Genomic DNA, 17008 nt, shown 5'->3' with positions numbered 1-17008 from the left:
TTTTTTTGTAAATAAGAAAAGAAAACGCGTTATGCTAAGAAGAAATACATGTTCACTGTTGAAAATGGCGGATTCTATCTGTAATATTAGAAGGTGCTAAATAATTTAAGAATAATACCATACTTAGTTTTCTGCATGTATAATAAGGCTGCTTTATATGATATGTGGGAATAAGAACCAATTTTACATATGATATAGAAAGAAAAGAAGGGAAAACTAAAGTTATAGACTGATTAGGAGGTTTCGCAATTTGCGACGTACATTATATCGACTTATGATAGAACTTACAAATGGTCGCTTTACTTCTTATATATTACGTAAATTTGCACAATCTCGTTTGAGCTCTATCATTATTCCATCGTATGCGAAAGTTTTTCAAATTAATCAAGATGAGATGGAAAAGGGCTTGAAGGAATATAGAACATTGCATGATTTATTTACGCGTAAGCTAAAAGAAGGAATGCGTAGTATTGATACAGATGCATCGAGTATCGTTAGTCCTGTTGATGGTGTTTTTGCAGATCATGGTCCTATTGAGGACACAAAGACATTTGATATTAAAGGTAAGCGTTATTCAATTGTGGATATGCTAGGTAATGAAGAACGTGCAACGCGATATGCAGGCGGTACATATATGGTAATTTATTTGAGTCCAAGTCATTATCATCGCATTCATAGTCCGCTTTCTGGTTCTGTGACTGAAAGATTTGTACTCGGTAGAAAATCATATCCGGTAAATGCAGCTGGTATGGAATACGGGAAAGAACCGTTGTCAAAAAATTATCGTTCTGTTACAGAAGTAAGCAGTGATAGCGAGCATATGGCTCTTGTAAAAGTAGGTGCTATGTTTGTTAATAGTATTGAGCTTTTGCATGAAAGAGATACTGTTCAAAAAGGTGAAGAAATGGCATACTTTACATTTGGTTCAACAGTTGTGTTATTGTTTGAAAAAGATATGATAGAAGTAGTGCAGGAATTGAAGAGTGGACAAGAGCTTCGTCTGGGTGAAAAAATTGCTACTCGATTAACTCACAAATAAAGAAAAGTTTTTATAACCGTAAGTAAGAGTTATGGGCAAAGATACTTAATGATGAAATCCCCTAGATGGGAGTACTTGTTTATTCGAGAGCCATCGTAGGATGGCTCTTTTTACAGGTCATCCAATCATTTATCCCGTAACTGTTTGATTGGTACGGGATGATTAAAGTTTCGCTTTATATGTAATCAAGAAGATTTGACAAGCTTGTCCTCTAATGAGCGTCTAATAATTTCTTGTTTTATAAGTAAAATGAAGTCGGGATTTAATTTTAGTTCTTTTGCTTTATAATAAGACTCAGTGAGTAACTCAGTAGATAACTGTTCCATATGTTTTGTTTTCAAGGTGAGTCACCTCCTAATAATATAAGGATTGATTCGTTGATGCATTTAATGTACCAAAAAAATATGACAGTCACAAACGAGTGGTTATCCACATACCTAGGTGGATAAGGTGTGTATAGAATGTTAGTAAATTCCAAATTAACTGAAAAATTAATGTGGAAAATGTGTACAATTTTATCCACAGGTTATATATCGAAAAATGTTGTCGAAAAATTTTATGAAAAATCCTCAAAGAGGTGAAAGAAATTGAAGCTATTTTTACCGAATGAATATGTGAAAAATGTATATCATGTTCAACCAGAAGATTTGAAAAAACGTGGAATTAAAGGCGTTATTACTGATTTAGATAACACTTTAATTGAATGGGATCGTCCAAATGCAACGCCGCAACTTGAAGAATGGTTCTTAAAAATGAAAGAGCAAGGCATCCAAGTAACGGTCGTTTCAAATAATAATGAGCAACGTGTAAAAGATTTTGCTGATCCATTAGGTATTCCATTTATTCATAGTGCACGTAAACCATTTGTCCGAGCGTTTAAGCGTGCGATACAAGAGATGCATCTGCAGGCAGAGGAAGTTGTAGTAATTGGAGATCAGTTACTGACTGACGTGCTTGGTGGAAATCGAGTAGGACTTCATACAATTTTAGTTGTACCGGTAGCACAAACGGACGGATTAGTGACGCGCTTTAATCGGAAAATTGAACGAAGAATCATGAAAAATATGAAGAAAAAAGGTTTAATTAACTGGGAGGAATAAAGTTTGACTGAAACAATTAAATGTATTGGTTGCGGTGTAGAAATTCAAACAGAAAATAAAAACGAAGTGGGGTATGCTCCTACCTCATCTTTAGAGAAAGAACAAATCATTTGTCAACGTTGTTTTCGCTTGAAGCATTACAATGAAATTCAAGATGTATCGTTAACAGATGATGACTTCCTACGCATTTTAAATGGAATTGGAAAATCAGATGCATTAGTAGTCAAAATTGTAGATATTTTTGATTTTAATGGTAGCTGGTTACCTGGCTTACATCGTTTCGTAGGAAATAATAAAGTATTACTTGTTGGAAATAAAGCTGATTTAATTCCAAAGTCAGTAAAACATGATAAAGTAAAGCATTGGATGCGCTATAGTGCAAAGCAGCTAGGATTAAAACCAGAAGATGTCTTTTTAATTAGTGCAGCGAAGGGACAAGGAATTGCTGAACTAGCAGATGCTATTGAGTATTATCGCGGCGGCAAAGATGTTTACGTTGTTGGATGTACGAATGTAGGGAAATCGACATTTATTAATCGTATGATTAAAGAATTTAGTGATGAGACTGAAAATGTAATTACAACATCTCATTTCCCAGGAACAACACTGGATTTAATTGATATTCCATTAGACGAAGAATCTTCTTTATATGATACGCCAGGTATTATTAACCACCACCAAATGGCTCATTATGTTGGAAAGCAGAGCTTAAAGCTTATTACACCAACAAAAGAAATTAAGCCGATGGTATTCCAATTAAATGAAGAACAAACGTTATTCTTTAGTGGATTGGCACGCTTTGATTATGTAAGTGGTGGTCGTCGTGCGTTTACTTGTCACTTCTCGAATCGCTTAACAATCCATCGTACAAAGCTTGAGAAAGCAGATGAATTATATAAAAATCATGCTGGGGATTTACTAAGCCCACCAACGCCAGAAGAATTAGCAAATATGCCTGAGTTAGTGAAATACGAATTTAATATTCGTGAACCAAAGACGGATGTTGTATTCTCTGGATTAGGATGGGTTACTGTGAACGAACCAGGAGCAAAAATTGTTGCACACGTACCAAAAGGAGTAAGTGTTTCACTACGTAAATCTTTAATTTAATATGGAGAGGGATTTATGAAACAATTATATGGTGTAATCGGAAATCCAATTGGACATTCATTATCACCCGTTATGCATAACGATGCATTTGAACACTTGAATATGGATGCCCATTATCATGCATTCCTTATTGAAGAGGAAGCGCTAGGGGAAGCAGTAAGAGGTTTAAAAGCATTAGGTATTTCAGGATTTAATGTAACAACTCCGCACAAGGTTGCTATTATGGAGTATTTGGATGAGATTGATCCATTGGCAAGGAAAATCGGTGCAGTAAATACAGTGGTTCATAAGAATGGAAGGTTGATTGGCTACAACACAGATGGAATTGGTTTTGTTCGAGCGCTGCAGTCAATTAGTAATGAACCACTTCAAGGGAAACGTATTTTGTTACTTGGTGCAGGTGGTGCTAGCCGAGCTATTTATTTATCTCTTGCTGATGTAGGTGTAAAAGAGATTGATGTAGCCAATCGTACAGTAGATAAGGCAAAAGAACTTATTGCTGCACGTACGGCCGATGTTAATTCTGATGCTTTGTCGTTAGAAAAAGCGACAGAAGAACAAGGAAATTATGATATTATCATTCAGACGACAACAATAGGTATGCATCCACACGTCGAACATACGCCATTACAAATTTGTTCGTTAAAAAAAGGAACGATTGTATCAGATATAATTTATAATCCATTTGAAACGAAAATTTTATGTGAGGCAAAAGAGCAAGGTGCAATCATTCAAAATGGTATTGATATGTTTGTTTATCAAGGAGCACTTGCATTTGAAATGTGGACAGGACGTGTACCAAATATTGATCGAATGAAACAATTAGTTATAGAAAAGCTTGGAGGCTAACATATATGTTAACAGGAAAACAAAAAAGATTTTTACGTGCACAAGCACATCATTTAACACCAATTTTTCAAGTAGGAAAAGGCGGAGTAAATGAAAATATGGTGAAACAAATTGGAGAAGCGTTAGAAGTTCGTGAACTATTTAAAGTGAGCGTATTACAAAACTGTGAATTTGATCGTCGTGAAGTTGCAGAAGAACTTGCACAAGGTGCACGTGCTGAAATCGTTCAAGTAATTGGAAGTACAATCGTTTTATACAAAGAATCAAGAGAAAATAAGCAGATTAAGCTTCCTCGATAAAAAGATTAGCATGCGCTATTTTTATCGCTGATGCGTAATGATGTAGAGAGCGAAACCAATTGAACTTTTATTAATAGCAATTCTCTTCATTCTTAACCGAGGAGAGTTGCTGTATGTAAAAGGAAGGGGCGTTTCTTTTGAGGAAAATTGGCATCATTGGCGGTACATTTGATCCGCCTCACTATGGACATTTGCTAATTGCAAATGAAGTATATCACGCTTTGAACTTGGAAGAAGTATGGTTCTTGCCAAATCAGATTCCTCCACATAAACAAGGGCGGAATATTACAAGTGTAGAAAGTCGTTTACATATGTTAGAGCTCGCGACTGAGGCAGAAGAACACTTTTCTATTTGTTTAGAAGAGCTAAGTAGGAAGGGCCCATCTTATACGTATGACACTATGTTACAATTGACGAAGAAGTATCCGGATGTGCAGTTTCACTTTATTATTGGTGGGGATATGGTTGAGTATTTAGCGAAGTGGTATAACATTGAAGCTTTACTTAATCTTGTAACGTTTGTTGGAGTTGCAAGACCTGGGTATACATTGCATACACCATATAAGATTACTACAGTGGAAATTCCGGAATTTGCAGTTTCTTCATCCTTATTACGTGAGAGATATAAGGAGAAGAAAACGTGTAAATATTTACTTCCTGAAAAAGTACAGGTATATATCGAGAGGAATGGGTTGTATGAATCGTGAGAATGCACTGCATATTGTCAAACAACAAATGCATGAAAAACGTTATATACACACAATTGGTGTAATGGAGACAGCGCTTGAGCTTGCTAAGTTATACGGTGTGGACGAGAAAAAAGCAGAGATGGCAGCTATATTCCATGATTATGCGAAATGTAGAGCAATTTCAGAGATGGAAGAGATTATTAAACGTGAAGATTTGCCGAAAGATTTACTTTGCTATAATAAAGAGTTGTGGCATGCGCCTGTTGGGGCATACTTAGTAGAAAAAGAGGTAGGCATTACGGATTCTGAAATATTGCAAGCTATTACATATCATACAAGTGGTCATGAGAACATGACGATGTTAGATAAGGTGATTTATGTAGCTGATTACATTGAGCCAGGGCGAAAGTTTCCGGGTGTGGAAGAGGCTCGTAAACTCGCATATACGGATATAAATCAAGCTTTATTATTTGCCTTAAAAAGAACAATTCAATTTTTAATGGAAAAAAATCAGACGATTTATCCATTAACATTCCAAACATACAATGCAGTTATCAAGGAGGAAATGAGTAAATGAACGATAAAGATTTATTAGTATTAGCAGCAAAAGCAGCTGATGATAAAAGAGCAGAAGATATGGTTGTCCTAAATATGCAAGGTATTTCACCAATTGCAGATTATTTCATTATTTGTCACGGTAATTCAGATAAACAAGTGCAAGCAATTGCACGTGAAATTAAATCAAAAGCACATGAGTTCCAAATCGACGTACAACGTATGGAAGGTTTTGACGAAGCGCGTTGGGTATTAGTTGATCTTGGAGATGTAGTTGCCCATGTATTCCATAAAGATGAGCGTAATCACTATAATTTAGAGCGTCTATGGGGCGATGTGCCACGTGAAGATATAACAGAAGAGCTAGGCCAATGAAATACGAACAATTTGCATTGTTGTACGACGAACTGATGAATGATGTCCCTTATGATAAATGGGTGGAATTCACAGAGGAAAGCTTGCAGCAGGCAGATATGAAAGAGGCAAAAATTCTTGATGTAGCATGCGGTACGGGTAATGTAACCCTTCCGCTTGTGCAAAAGGGTTACGATTTAATAGGTGTCGATCTTTCAGAAGAAATGTTAACAGTCGCTCAGCAAAAACTAGGAGGAGAGGGATACTTTATTCCTTTTTACCAACAAGACATGCGAGAGCTCGATGTTCCAGGTGAGTTTGACTGTGTCACTATCTTTTGTGATTCATTAAATTATGTATTGCAAGAAGATGGAGTGCAAGAAACATTTAGAAGAGTGTTTCACCATTTACGCCAAGATGGTTTGTTTTTATTTGATGTACATTCTTTATATAAAATACATCATGTATTTCAAAATGAAACGTATACAGTGAATGGAGAGGAAATATCTCTTATTTGGAATTGCTTCCCTGGTGAAGAATCAAATAGTGTAGAGCATGATTTAACATTCTTTGTTCAAGATCCGGAAGAAGATGTGTACCATCGGTTTGACGAATGTCACGTGCAACGTGCATATCAAGTGGAAGAGTTAACGAAATGGCTTGAAGAAGCGGGTTTTACAGTTCTTCGTGTAACAGGTGATTTTGAGCGACTTGAAGTTACAGAACAAACAGAGCGTATTTTCTTCATGGCGAAGAAAAACGGATAAAACAAATAAAACAAAAGCAACCGAGAAGGTTGCTTTTGTTTTATAAAGAAGATGTATTTTTAGTTCTAGCATAATCTGAAGATCGTATGCGTAAAGTGTGGGAATAGTAGTTGAAGTGAAAATGTATTGTAAAAAAGTAAGTATTTATAAAAAGGATTTGGAATGAAAATGACGTATTTATTATGTGTGTTTATTGAATTGCTGATCAACGCATTCTAAATCTTCATCAAATTTTTCATGTGTTCGCTCGATTAACTTATGGAACATATCTCCAACGTGTTCTTCTAAAACCCGAATGCCTTCCCCGGTAACGCCGCCTTTCACACAAACCTTTTCTTGTAAGGTAGGTAATGTGAAGATTTCTTTTTCAAGTAATTTCCCCATCCCCACGACCATTTCACTTACTAAAGTAGTAGCCTCTTCGTGTGTAATATTTGTTTTATCTACAGCAGCGTTAATGAAGCATTGTAGTAAATAACTAAAGAAAGCAGGACCGCAACTTGCTATATCAGATGAAACGCGCGTTATATCTTCTTCTATTACAAGAGGTGTAGAAATATTTTTGAATAGACGAAGTAGTTTTTGTTGCCATTCTTCAGAGCAATTATCTCCAAATGTAAATAGTGAGGCGCCAGAGAGGGCGCGATTTGTGATACTTGGAATAATACGTGCGACGTGGCACGGTACGAGAGTCTCTAATTGTGATGGAGATATTGGACTTGTAATAGAAACTAAGCACGTTTCATCAGAAAAATGTTCAGCATATTTTTTTAGGATAGGGTATATATCTATCGGCTTAACGCAAATAAAAATAAGTTGTGATTGTTCGATTACTTCCGGGATTGTTTTTGCTATATGAACAGAAGGGTATTTTTCTTTTATATGATATGCTTTGGCAGGCGTCCGATTAATGATTGTAAGGCACGAAGGTTTGACAGCACGGGTTTCTAAAAATGCATCGATTAGTATATTCCCCATGTTTCCTGTCCCTATAATTCCTATGTTCAAAGTTTCATCCCTCCTTCGTAACAGCTTTCTCCTAAACAATATGAATGATGTTATAAATTTATGATTAGAGGTGTAAAATGATGTGGGATTTTCCGAAAAAGTGGTTAGGTTTAGTAGCTATTATTGGAACTTTACTTTTTCTTGTTTTTTGGAAAACGAACCAGAGTATAGAACGAACGCCTATTACAATGAATGTGCAAGAGAAGGAGATAGAAAAAAAGGATAAACCGAAAATATCGGATACAAAGGAACAGAAAAGAACAATTATAATTGATGTGAAAGGAGCGGTTAGTAAAGAAGGTGTATATGAAATGAAGGAAGGAGATCGCGTAAAGGATGCGGTTCAAAAGGCTGGTGGTTTTTTATCAGAAGTAGATATGAAAAAAGTGAATTTAGCACAAATTGTACAAGATCAAATGCTTCTTTATATACCGAGTAAAAATGAGTCAGAACAAGGGATGTTTACTTCTTCTAAGGAAGATGGCAAGATTCGAATAAATACAGCGGCGAAAGAGCAATTGGAAAAAATTACGGGGATTGGTTCTCGAAAGGCAGAAAGTATTTTGAAATATCGAGAAGAACATGGTCCGTTTCAGAAAATAGAAGATTTATTAGAGATTGATGGGATTGGTGCGAAGTCTCTTGAAAAGATAAAAGGTCAAATTATTATTCCGTAAAAGATTGACGAAGTTTTTCTTCTTTCGCTACACTACAAGTAGACAAAAAAAGTAGGTGAAAAATATGGAACGAATTTCATGGGATCAATATTTTATGACGCAAAGCCATCTACTATCGTTACGTAGTACATGTACAAGGCTTGCGGTAGGAGCGACAATCGTTCGCGATAAAAGAATTATTGCTGGTGGATATAATGGTTCGATTAAAGGTGGCGTACATTGTATAGATGATGGTTGTTACGTAATCGATAATCATTGTGTTCGGACAATTCATGCCGAAATGAATGCTTTATTACAATGTGCCAAGTTTGGTGCGAAAACAGAGGAAGCAGAAATTTACGTTACGCATTTCCCTTGTTTACAATGTTGTAAGGCAATTATTCAAAGTGGTATTACAGCGGTTTATTATGCGCAGGATTATAAAAATCATCCATACGCCATAGAATTATTTGAACAAGCGAATGTAACAGTGAAGCACGTTCCGTTAGAATATGATATTGCTGCATTAGAGGAGCAAAAAAGTTATACGGAGTTAAAAGAATTATTTGCGTCTTTAGAAAAAGATAATTTATCAATGGAAGAATTACAGCATGTATTCACGAAAGCAAAAATGATGCTATAAGGAGTGAGTATAAGTTGCAGGAACAATGGGGGTATGTTGCAATCTCGTTTATAATAGGGATTGCAATTGCCTTTTCCTCGTCACTTTTATTGATAGTTTTTTGCCTCTTTTTAAATGTTTGCTTCTGTTTATATCGCACTTCGCGTAAAACCTTCATTTTTTGCATTGTAGCGTGCTTTAGTAGCGCTATATACACTTCCTGTGTTCAAGGGTGGAATAAGCCTCTAGGAGAGTCCTATGGGGTTACAAGAGGGGTTATACAAAATACGCCGCTTGTTAATGGGGATCGCCTATCTTTTCAATTTGAAGACCAGAATAAAAATATAGTACAGTTAAGTTATAGAATAAAATCAGCCTTGGAAAAGGAAAAGATGCAACAATTATACGCAGGGATATCATGTATATTCGAGGGTGAGAGGAAAGAACCGCAAACAGCTCGGAATTTTTATGGTTTTAATTACCGTGATTATTTATATAAGCAACATATTCATTTCACATTTGAGGCTACATATATTTCTGAATGCTATAAAACATCACTGTCGCTCATGCAATGGATTCTTCTTTTGAGGCAACAAGCAATTTCCAAAGTTACAGAAATGTTTCCGGAGCAATCAGGTGCTTTTATGAATGCGTTACTATTTGGTGATAGACAACAAATGACGTTTGAAGTAGAAGAGCAATATCAACAGTTTGGTCTTGTACACTTGTTAGCAATTTCAGGTTCGCACATTGTATTGTTAATGGGGATAGTATATTTTGTTTTGCTGAGAAGTGGTGCGACGAGGGAGGTAGCAACAATTTGCCTTATCGTCTGTATTCCTTTGTATATGGTTTTAGCAGGGGCGTCACCATCTGTTATAAGAGCTTCTATAACAGGAGTTTTGATGTTGATTGCTTTTATGTGCTCGATTCGTTTATCTAGTTTAGATGCTTTAAGTGTAACAGCTATATGTATGCTTATATATGACCCTTATCTTGTTTTTAATATTGGATTTCAGTTTTCTTTTGTAGGTAGCTTCGCTTTACTTTTGTCTGCTCCGCTATTATTAGGGAGTAGCAACGGAGTAATCCGAAATGCTATTTATATTTCTATCATTTCACAGCTCGTTAGTACTCCGATTTTGTTATATCACTTTGGTTATTTTTCTCCATATAGCATTTTCCTCAATCTCTTATACGTCCCGTTTTTATCTATCATTGTATTACCATGTAGCATTATTATTTTACTGTGTATGCCAATTGTCCCGTTTCTCGCAAAAGGATTTGCGAATGTATTATCAATAGGCTTGAGTATGTCTAATGATTTTCTAAGTTATTGTGAAAGTTTACCATTTACCCAGCTTGTTTTTGGGAAAACGCCCTTTAATCTTGTAGCTGTATATTGCGCGAGTATTGTCAGTATATTGATGGTTTGGGAAAGGAGAGCGCCGAAAAAAATGGTGTGTATAGTTGTAAGTGTATTTCTTTTTATTAGCACGTGTCATTATGTATATCCATATTTTAGAGAAAGCGGAAGTGTAACATTTATTGATGTTGGACAAGGTGATGCAATATTGATTCGCCTTCCGTATGATAAAGGGATTTATCTTATTGATACAGGTGGAACGCTTCGTGTGAATAAGGAAGAATGGCAACAAAAAAAGCATGAATTTTCTGTTGGAACTGATGTTTTAATACCCTATTTACAAAAGGAAGGTATTAAAACAATCGATAAATTAATCGTAACGCATGGAGATGCAGATCATATAGGTGCTGCGCAAGAATTATTATCATATATACCTGTAAAAGAAGTTGTATTTGGCCGAAAGGGAAAAGATGCAGTATTAGAAAAAGTAGTAAAGAAAAAGGCATTAGAAAAGGAAATGAAAATAACTGAAGTGGGGGAAGGGGAGAGTTGGAGTGTAAATGAAGCGGAATTTTTCGTTTTAGCTCCAAAAGGAAAAGAAAAAAGCGAAAATAACGCTTCAATTGTAATATGGGCAAAATTTGGAGGACTGACGTGGCTATTTACAGGCGATTTAGAAGAAGAAGGAGAGAAGTTTTTAGTATATGCGCATCCAGATTTGCGAGTGGATGTTTTAAAAGTTGCTCATCATGGGAGTAACACGTCATCTATAGAGTCTTTTTTGAACGTTATACAGCCCCGTGTAGCGATTATATCTGTTGGTAAGCAGAATAGATATGGACACCCGCATAAAGAAGTGATAGAGCGTTTTGAGAAGATGGGGAGTGCGATATGGCGTACGGACCAGCAAGGTGCTATTTCCTATGTTTTTAAAGGGGAAAATGGAACCTTTCAAAGTAAAATCACATATGATAAGACATATAATAGTTGAAAAAGAGAAGACTGCCATGAAGTGGCAGCCTTTAAGAACCGATAAATTTAATAACAGTTGCAATGATGAAAAGTGTTGCGAAAAAACCAAATGAGACGATAAATCCTACCCCTGAATCAATAGCGTCATTGCGTTTACTTTGAACGTTTTGTTCAAAATCATTCATTTAGAATCCCTCCCCAACATTCCACTTTAGTATAAAATATTGTCAGAAAAAAATCTACAATTTCCATGTGAAGAGAAAACGAGCTTTTTTGCTACTTTTAGATCATGAAGTAACGTAAGTTTTTTGTTTCCAAGCATGTTAACAGTTGGCACTTATACTCGAATTTTTATTGTGAATAATAAAGGGAAGGTGATTACCGCACACCAATAAGAAACCCGGGGCTTATTGCGTGGCGTTTAATATAAATAAAGGGACGGGTTATAAAGCCTGTTCCTTTGTACTTGTAAAACAAAAGCGAGGGCATTAGTATAAATATATATTGTCAAGTTAGGGAGTAGGAAAAAGTATGAGTGATATACATAAAAAAATTAAAAAGAAACAGTTCGCTCCGTTATATTTACTATATGGAACGGAAGCTTTTTTTATAAATGAAACGATAAAGCTTATTACGACAGAAGCACTTGAAGAGGAAGATAGAGAGTTTAATGTTGTGACATACGATTTGGAAGAAGTGTATTTAGAAGATGTGGTTGAGGATGCGCGTACGCTTCCTTTCTTTGGAGAACGAAAAGTACTGTTAATAAAATCACCGCTATTTCTGACTTCGCAAAAAGAAAAGTTAGAGCAAAATATAAAAATTTTAGAAGAATATATTGGTGAACCTTCTCCATTTTCTATTCTTGTTTTTGTTGCGCCTTACGAAAAACTTGATGAGCGAAAAAAAATTACAAAACTATTAAAGAAAACAGCAGATGTAGTAGAAGCGAATGCGATGCAAGTGCAGGATGTTCAGAAGTGGATTATTGCTCGGGCAGATGAAGTGCATGTGCACATTGATAACGCGGCTGTTAGTTTGTTGCTAGAGCTTGTGGGAAGTAATGTAACGATGTTGGCGAAGGAAATGGACAAGTTAACGTTATACGTTGGTATGGGCGGAGAGATTACGACGAAACTTGTTGCAGAGCTTGTGCCAAAATCAGTTGAGCAAAATGTATTTGCTTTGACAGAAAAAGTGGTGAAAAAAGATATTGCAGGTGCAATGCAAATTTTGGATGGATTATTTACGCAGCAGGAAGAACCGATTAAATTGCTTGCGTTATTAGTGAGTCAATTCCGTTTGTTGTATCAAGTGAAAGAGTTACAGCAACGTGGTTATGGGCAAAATCAAATTGCATCTCATATTGGTGTACATCCGTATCGTGTAAAGTTGGCGATGAATCAAACGAAATTTTTCTCTTTTGAAGAATTAAAAAAAGTGATTATAGAATTAGCGGAAGCTGATTATAGTATGAAGACGGGAAAGATGGATAAGAAACTTGTGCTCGAGTTTTTCTTAATGCGATTAAATCATATGTGATGACACAAAAAAGTTCATGTACTTAGTGCATGAACTTTTTTTGTATATAAAAAAACGATCCAAATGGATCGTTTTTTAAACGCCTTACGCGTTTACTTGTTTCGCTAAGCGAGATTTTTGACGAGATGCAGCGTTTTGGTGGATAAGACCTTTACGAGCTGCTTTGTCAAGTTTTTTAGAAGCAGTTTTGAAAGCTTCTTTAGCATTTTCAAGATCGTTATTAGTAACTAAAGCTTCTACAGTTTTAACAGCAGAACGCATGTCAGACTTGATAGAAGCGTTATGTGCACGACGCTCTTCGCTAAGTTTAGCGCGTTTGATAGCAGATTTGATGTTTGCCATACTTTTCACCTCCCTGGTGCAATCGAATGACTCGATTCTTACATAGAACAAGTGATATTCTATCAAACGGTGAAGAGAATTGCAATAGTATATCCATGAAATTTCACGTAAAGGAAAGAATGACCTTATATAACTTTGGGAAATCTAACGATATTTACTATGAATTACGGAGGAGATACGATGAAAGAACCATTGGATTTAAGTAAATATAGCGTTAGAACTGACCTTGCTGTAGAAGCTCATCAAATGTTGCAAGAAAGCCAAGGAGAACAAAAAGGGATACAGGGAGTAATTGTAAAAGAGAGGGAAGAAGAAGGTACTATAATTACAAAAGTAACAATTGATGAAGCTGCCTCTGAAGCGATGGGTAAAAAACCTGGAAATTATTTAACGCTTGAAGTACAAGGTATACGTCAGCAAGATACAGAACTTCAACAAAAGGTGGAGCGTATTTTTGCAAAAGAATTTTCTTATTTCTTAGAAGAGGTTGGTGTTACAAAAGAAGCGAGCTGTTTAATTGTAGGCCTTGGGAATTGGAATGTAACACCGGATGCTCTTGGGCCAATAGTTGTAGAAAATGTATTAGTAACGAGACATTTGTTTCAATTGCAGCCTGAAAGTGTAGAAGAAGGATTTAGGCCTGTTAGTGCAATTCGACCGGGGGTAATGGGAATTACCGGGATCGAAACGAGCGATGTTATTTATGGGATTATTGAGAAGACAAATCCAGACTTTGTAATTGCGATTGACGCATTAGCTGCCCGTTCTATTGAACGAGTAAATAGCACGATACAAATTTCTGATACTGGAATCCATCCAGGATCGGGGGTTGGGAATAAACGTAAGGAACTAAGTAAAGAGACATTAGGTATCCCTGTTATTGCAATTGGTGTTCCGACTGTGGTCGATGCCGTTTCGATTACGAGTGATACGATTGATTTTATTTTGAAACATTTTGGTCGAGAGATGAAAGAAGGAAACAAACCTTCACGATCTTTGTTACCAGCGGGATTTTCATTTGGAGAAAAGAAAAAATTAACAGAAGAAGATATGCCAGATGAAAAGAGCCGAAATATGTTTTTAGGTGCTGTTGGTACGTTGGAAGAAGAAGAAAAAAGAAGGCTGATTTATGAAGTGCTATCGCCTCTTGGTCATAATTTAATGGTGACCCCAAAAGAAGTAGATACTTTTATTGAGGATATGGCGAATGTAATAGCGAGTGGTTTAAATGCAGCGCTGCATCATCAAATTGATCAAGATAATACAGGAGCGTATACACATTGAGGGAGAAAGATGATAATAGTTTGAGTCGTTTTGCGCTTTTGTGTATATGTAGTGTAGCTTTATGTTTACTTATGATGATAGCAGGAGTGTCACTTGCTAATCATGGTTTGAAAAGTATGAAAGGTTATCGGCAATTGTCGTATGAACAAATAGCTCATATGACAGGGACAGAGAGTACAGGTGTTGAATCAGAAATTTTGGGTAGTTCGTTTTCAGCTTCAGAAAAACAACAACAATTAGAACGTTTAAGAAGTTTTAATGTTGTAGAAGGAATTGGGATGGCGGTAGCAAGTGTAGCTTATGAAATGACGAAGTTCGGAACGGATATAGTTGTTGGGAAAATAAAGGGGATTTTTAGCTAAGAGTAACATGGGAGGCGGTTGTTTTACTGATTTGTAAGACAACCGTTTTAAAATTTGAAAAGGGTTTGTCTCTTATGGTTTATTCGCATAAGATATAGATAGAATGATTTGTATCGTAAGCAGCACGAGTTTTCATTGAATCTTTGTTGCTCTATTGATATAATCAGTGCTAGTGTATATTGGCGAGACTATTAGGAGTTGAGAACATAGATGAACAAAGAAGAAAGAGCAAAAAGACAGTCCAAAATTCGTAATTTCTCTATTATTGCTCATATTGACCACGGAAAATCAACGTTAGCAGACCGTATTTTAGAGAAAACAAATGCGTTAACACAACGCGAAATGAAAGCTCAGTTGCTTGACTCTATGGATTTAGAGCGTGAGCGTGGTATTACAATTAAATTAAACGCAGTACAATTAAACTATAAAGCAAAAGATGGTGAAGAGTATATTCTTCATTTAATTGATACACCAGGACACGTCGACTTTACGTACGAAGTATCTCGTAGTTTAGCGGCTTGTGAAGGCGCGATTCTTGTAGTAGATGCAGCGCAAGGTATTGAAGCGCAAACGTTAGCGAACGTATACTTAGCGCTTGATAACAACTTAGAAATTTTACCAGTTATCAATAAAATCGACTTACCAAGTGCGGATCCAGAACGTGTACGTCAAGAGGTAGAAGATGTAATTGGTTTAGATGCATCAGAAGCGGTACTTGCTTCTGCGAAAGCTGGAATTGGTATTGAAGAAATTTTAGAACAAATTGTTGAAAAAGTACCAGCTCCAGCAGGTGATTCAGAAGAGCCGTTACAATGTATGATTTTCGACTCTTTATATGATCCGTACCGTGGTGTAATTGCTTATATCCGTGTTGTAAATGGAACGGTAAAAGTTGGCGATAAAGTACGTATGATGGCAACGGGTAAAGAATTTGAAGTAACAGAAGTAGGTGTATTTACACCGAAAACTACGCAACGTGATGAGTTAACAGTAGGTGATGTAGGTTTCTTAGCAGCATCTATTAAAAACGTAGGTGATACACGTGTTGGTGATACGATTACACATGCGAAACGTCCAGCTGCAGAGGCGTTACCAGGTTACCGTAAATTAAACCCGATGGTATTCTGTGGGCTGTATCCAATTGATTCTGCTCGTTATAACGATTTACGTGATGCGTTAGAAAAATTAGAGTTAAACGATTCTGCTCTTGAGTTTGAACCAGAAACATCTCAAGCGTTAGGATTTGGTTTCCGTTGTGGATTCTTAGGACTTCTTCACATGGAAATCATTCAAGAACGTATTGAACGTGAATTTAAGATTGACTTAATTACAACAGCGCCAAGCGTTATTTATAAAGTTTATTTAACAAACGGTGAAGATGTTATTGTTGATAATCCATCTAATATGCCAGATCCACAGTCTATCGATCGTGTAGAAGAGCCGTTTGTGAAGGCTTCAATTATGGTTCCGAATGACTATGTTGGAGCTGTAATGGAAATTTGCCAAGGTAAACGTGGAACGTTTATTGATATGCAATATTTAGATGAAACGCGTGTTACATTAACATATGAAATCCCGTTATCAGAAATCGTATATGACTTCTTCGATCAATTGAAATCAAATACGAAAGGGTATGCATCATTTGACTACGAGTTAATTGGTTATAAACCATCTAAACTTGTGAAAATGGATATTCTTTTAAATAATGAACAAGTAGATGCTTTATCATTTATCGTACACCGTGATTCAGCGTATGACCGTGGTAAAGTAATTGTAGAGAAATTAAAAGAATTAATTCCGAGACAACAGTTCGAAGTGCCAATTCAGGCGACTATCGGAAATAAAGTTGTAGCCCGTTCTACAATTAAGGCGATGCGTAAAAACGTACTTGCAAAATGTTACGGCGGTGACATTTCTCGTAAGCGTAAACTTCTTGATAAGCAAAAAGAAGGTAAAAAACGTATGAAGTCTGTTGGTTCTGTAGAAGTGCCGCAAGAGGCATTCATGGCTGTACTGAAAATGGATGACAACTAATATTTGAAATAAAAAAGAAGTCGTTTGTGCGGCTTCTTTTTTCTGTATAATTACTTTT

20 protein-coding genes are annotated in these 17008 nt (G+C 36.2%); 16 read left to right on the top strand and 4 right to left on the bottom strand.

What is annotated here, in order from left to right; genetic code table 11:
- The first annotated feature begins 250 nt into the window (after positions 1-250).
- Positions 251-1039: a phosphatidylserine decarboxylase gene (locus tag AC241_RS21520; protein WP_029443329.1), complete on the top strand. Its 789-nt coding sequence runs from the start codon at positions 251-253 to the stop codon at positions 1037-1039.
- 185 nt (positions 1040-1224) lie between these two features.
- On the opposite strand, the gene sda is transcribed toward AC241_RS21520, so the two are convergent.
- Positions 1225-1380 carry a sporulation histidine kinase inhibitor Sda gene (gene sda / locus AC241_RS21515; RefSeq protein WP_000850094.1) on the bottom strand — a complete coding sequence of 52 codons (156 nt, stop codon included), beginning with the start codon at positions 1378-1380 and terminating at the stop codon, positions 1225-1227.
- 246 nt (positions 1381-1626) lie between these two features.
- On the opposite strand from sda, the gene AC241_RS21510 reads away from it, so the two are divergent.
- The 8 genes from AC241_RS21510 (at position 1627) to AC241_RS21475 (ending at position 6762) form a co-directional block, all read left to right on the top strand.
- A complete protein-coding gene (locus tag AC241_RS21510; protein ID WP_000765307.1) occupies positions 1627-2139 on the top strand; it encodes a YqeG family HAD IIIA-type phosphatase in 513 nt (170 codons plus the stop codon).
- 3 nt (positions 2140-2142) lie between these two features.
- Positions 2143-3249: a ribosome biogenesis GTPase YqeH gene (gene yqeH, locus AC241_RS21505; protein ID WP_029443328.1), complete on the top strand. Its 1107-nt coding sequence runs from the start codon at positions 2143-2145 to the stop codon at positions 3247-3249.
- Positions 3250-3264: 15 nt separating this feature from the next.
- Complete coding sequence (aroE, locus tag AC241_RS21500) at positions 3265-4098, top strand: shikimate dehydrogenase (RefSeq protein ID WP_050844535.1); 834 nt, start codon at positions 3265-3267, stop codon at positions 4096-4098.
- A gap of 5 nt (positions 4099-4103) precedes the next feature.
- On the top strand, positions 4104-4397 hold the full coding sequence (yhbY, locus tag AC241_RS21495; protein WP_000955228.1) for a ribosome assembly RNA-binding protein YhbY: 294 nt from the start codon (positions 4104-4106) through the stop codon (positions 4395-4397).
- 137 nt (positions 4398-4534) lie between these two features.
- Entirely contained in the window at positions 4535-5104 is a 570-nt protein-coding gene (gene nadD / locus AC241_RS21490; protein ID WP_043936237.1) for a nicotinate-nucleotide adenylyltransferase, read from the top strand.
- Positions 5094-5663 carry a bis(5'-nucleosyl)-tetraphosphatase (symmetrical) YqeK gene (gene yqeK / locus AC241_RS21485; protein WP_029443326.1) on the top strand — a complete coding sequence of 190 codons (570 nt, stop codon included), beginning with the start codon at positions 5094-5096 and terminating at the stop codon, positions 5661-5663. The genes nadD and yqeK overlap by 11 nt, the downstream gene beginning before the upstream one ends.
- The gene (gene rsfS, locus AC241_RS21480) at positions 5660-6016 is read left to right on the top strand and encodes a ribosome silencing factor (RefSeq protein WP_000998173.1); all 357 of its coding nucleotides are present in this window, start codon (positions 5660-5662) and stop codon (positions 6014-6016) included. The genes yqeK and rsfS overlap by 4 nt, the downstream gene beginning before the upstream one ends.
- On the top strand, positions 6013-6762 hold the full coding sequence (locus AC241_RS21475) for a class I SAM-dependent methyltransferase (protein WP_000873069.1): 750 nt from the start codon (positions 6013-6015) through the stop codon (positions 6760-6762). Before rsfS ends, AC241_RS21475 begins: the two co-directional genes overlap by 4 nt.
- Before the next feature lie 180 nt (positions 6763-6942).
- On the opposite strand, the gene comER is transcribed toward AC241_RS21475, so the two are convergent.
- Positions 6943-7770 carry a late competence protein ComER gene (gene comER / locus AC241_RS21470; protein WP_001020554.1) on the bottom strand — a complete coding sequence of 276 codons (828 nt, stop codon included), beginning with the start codon at positions 7768-7770 and terminating at the stop codon, positions 6943-6945.
- Between the two features lie 77 nt (positions 7771-7847).
- On the opposite strand from comER, the gene AC241_RS21465 reads away from it, so the two are divergent.
- From AC241_RS21465 to AC241_RS21455, 3 genes are all read left to right on the top strand, one after another.
- Positions 7848-8447: a helix-hairpin-helix domain-containing protein gene (locus AC241_RS21465; RefSeq protein WP_050844534.1), complete on the top strand. Its 600-nt coding sequence runs from the start codon at positions 7848-7850 to the stop codon at positions 8445-8447.
- A 64-nt stretch (positions 8448-8511) separates the two neighbouring features.
- On the top strand, positions 8512-9069 hold the full coding sequence (locus AC241_RS21460; RefSeq protein ID WP_029443324.1) for a ComE operon protein 2: 558 nt from the start codon (positions 8512-8514) through the stop codon (positions 9067-9069).
- A gap of 14 nt (positions 9070-9083) precedes the next feature.
- Positions 9084-11405, top strand: coding sequence for a DNA internalization-related competence protein ComEC/Rec2 (locus AC241_RS21455; RefSeq protein WP_050844533.1), 2322 nt, complete (start codon positions 9084-9086; stop codon positions 11403-11405).
- Between the two features lie 31 nt (positions 11406-11436).
- Here the strand turns inward: AC241_RS21455 and AC241_RS21450 are convergent, their stop codons facing one another.
- Positions 11437-11571: a YqzM family protein gene (locus tag AC241_RS21450; protein ID WP_000997609.1), complete on the bottom strand. Its 135-nt coding sequence runs from the start codon at positions 11569-11571 to the stop codon at positions 11437-11439.
- A 346-nt stretch (positions 11572-11917) separates the two neighbouring features.
- Between AC241_RS21450 and holA the strand changes: the two genes are divergently transcribed.
- Entirely contained in the window at positions 11918-12928 is a 1011-nt protein-coding gene (gene holA / locus AC241_RS21445; RefSeq protein ID WP_050844532.1) for a DNA polymerase III subunit delta, read from the top strand.
- Positions 12929-13012: 84 nt separating this feature from the next.
- Here the strand turns inward: holA and rpsT are convergent, their stop codons facing one another.
- A complete protein-coding gene (gene rpsT / locus AC241_RS21440) occupies positions 13013-13270 on the bottom strand; it encodes a 30S ribosomal protein S20 (RefSeq protein ID WP_001274012.1) in 258 nt (85 codons plus the stop codon).
- 180 nt (positions 13271-13450) lie between these two features.
- Between rpsT and gpr the strand changes: the two genes are divergently transcribed.
- The 3 genes from gpr (at position 13451) to lepA (ending at position 16950) form a co-directional block, all read left to right on the top strand.
- On the top strand, positions 13451-14554 hold the full coding sequence (gpr, locus tag AC241_RS21435; RefSeq protein ID WP_029443322.1) for a GPR endopeptidase: 1104 nt from the start codon (positions 13451-13453) through the stop codon (positions 14552-14554).
- Positions 14551-14916, top strand: coding sequence for a YqxA family protein (locus AC241_RS21430; protein ID WP_001207095.1), 366 nt, complete (start codon positions 14551-14553; stop codon positions 14914-14916). The genes gpr and AC241_RS21430 overlap by 4 nt, the downstream gene beginning before the upstream one ends.
- Before the next feature lie 210 nt (positions 14917-15126).
- Positions 15127-16950, top strand: coding sequence for an elongation factor 4 (lepA, locus tag AC241_RS21425; protein WP_001030948.1), 1824 nt, complete (start codon positions 15127-15129; stop codon positions 16948-16950).
- The last annotated feature ends 58 nt before the right edge of the window (positions 16951-17008 follow it).

This window comes from Bacillus thuringiensis, assembly GCF_001182785.1.
Lineage (GTDB): Bacteria > Bacillota > Bacilli > Bacillales > Bacillaceae_G > Bacillus_A > Bacillus_A thuringiensis_S.
Note: the sequence above shows the minus strand (reverse complement) of the source record. Positions and strands in the feature narration are given on the sequence as shown.

What these genes read in the sequence shown, in the direction of transcription:
- holA (WP_050844532.1), top strand. Translation starts at nt 11,918, where the DNA reads ATGAGTGATATACATAAAAAAATTAAAAAGAAACAGTTCGCTCCGTTA.
- yhbY (WP_000955228.1), top strand. Translation starts at nt 4,104, where the DNA reads ATGTTAACAGGAAAACAAAAAAGATTTTTACGTGCACAAGCACATCAT.
- yqeK (WP_029443326.1), top strand. Translation starts at nt 5,094, where the DNA reads ATGAATCGTGAGAATGCACTGCATATTGTCAAACAACAAATGCATGAA.
- lepA (WP_001030948.1), top strand. Translation starts at nt 15,127, where the DNA reads ATGAACAAAGAAGAAAGAGCAAAAAGACAGTCCAAAATTCGTAATTTC.
- rsfS (WP_000998173.1), top strand. Translation starts at nt 5,660, where the DNA reads ATGAACGATAAAGATTTATTAGTATTAGCAGCAAAAGCAGCTGATGAT.
- AC241_RS21465 (WP_050844534.1), top strand. Translation starts at nt 7,848, where the DNA reads ATGATGTGGGATTTTCCGAAAAAGTGGTTAGGTTTAGTAGCTATTATT.
- AC241_RS21450 (WP_000997609.1), bottom strand. Translation starts at nt 11,571, where the DNA reads ATGAATGATTTTGAACAAAACGTTCAAAGTAAACGCAATGACGCTATT.
- gpr (WP_029443322.1), top strand. Translation starts at nt 13,451, where the DNA reads ATGAAAGAACCATTGGATTTAAGTAAATATAGCGTTAGAACTGACCTT.
- AC241_RS21475 (WP_000873069.1), top strand. Translation starts at nt 6,013, where the DNA reads ATGAAATACGAACAATTTGCATTGTTGTACGACGAACTGATGAATGAT.
- aroE (WP_050844535.1), top strand. Translation starts at nt 3,265, where the DNA reads ATGAAACAATTATATGGTGTAATCGGAAATCCAATTGGACATTCATTA.
- rpsT (WP_001274012.1), bottom strand. Translation starts at nt 13,270, where the DNA reads ATGGCAAACATCAAATCTGCTATCAAACGCGCTAAACTTAGCGAAGAG.
- AC241_RS21460 (WP_029443324.1), top strand. Translation starts at nt 8,512, where the DNA reads ATGGAACGAATTTCATGGGATCAATATTTTATGACGCAAAGCCATCTA.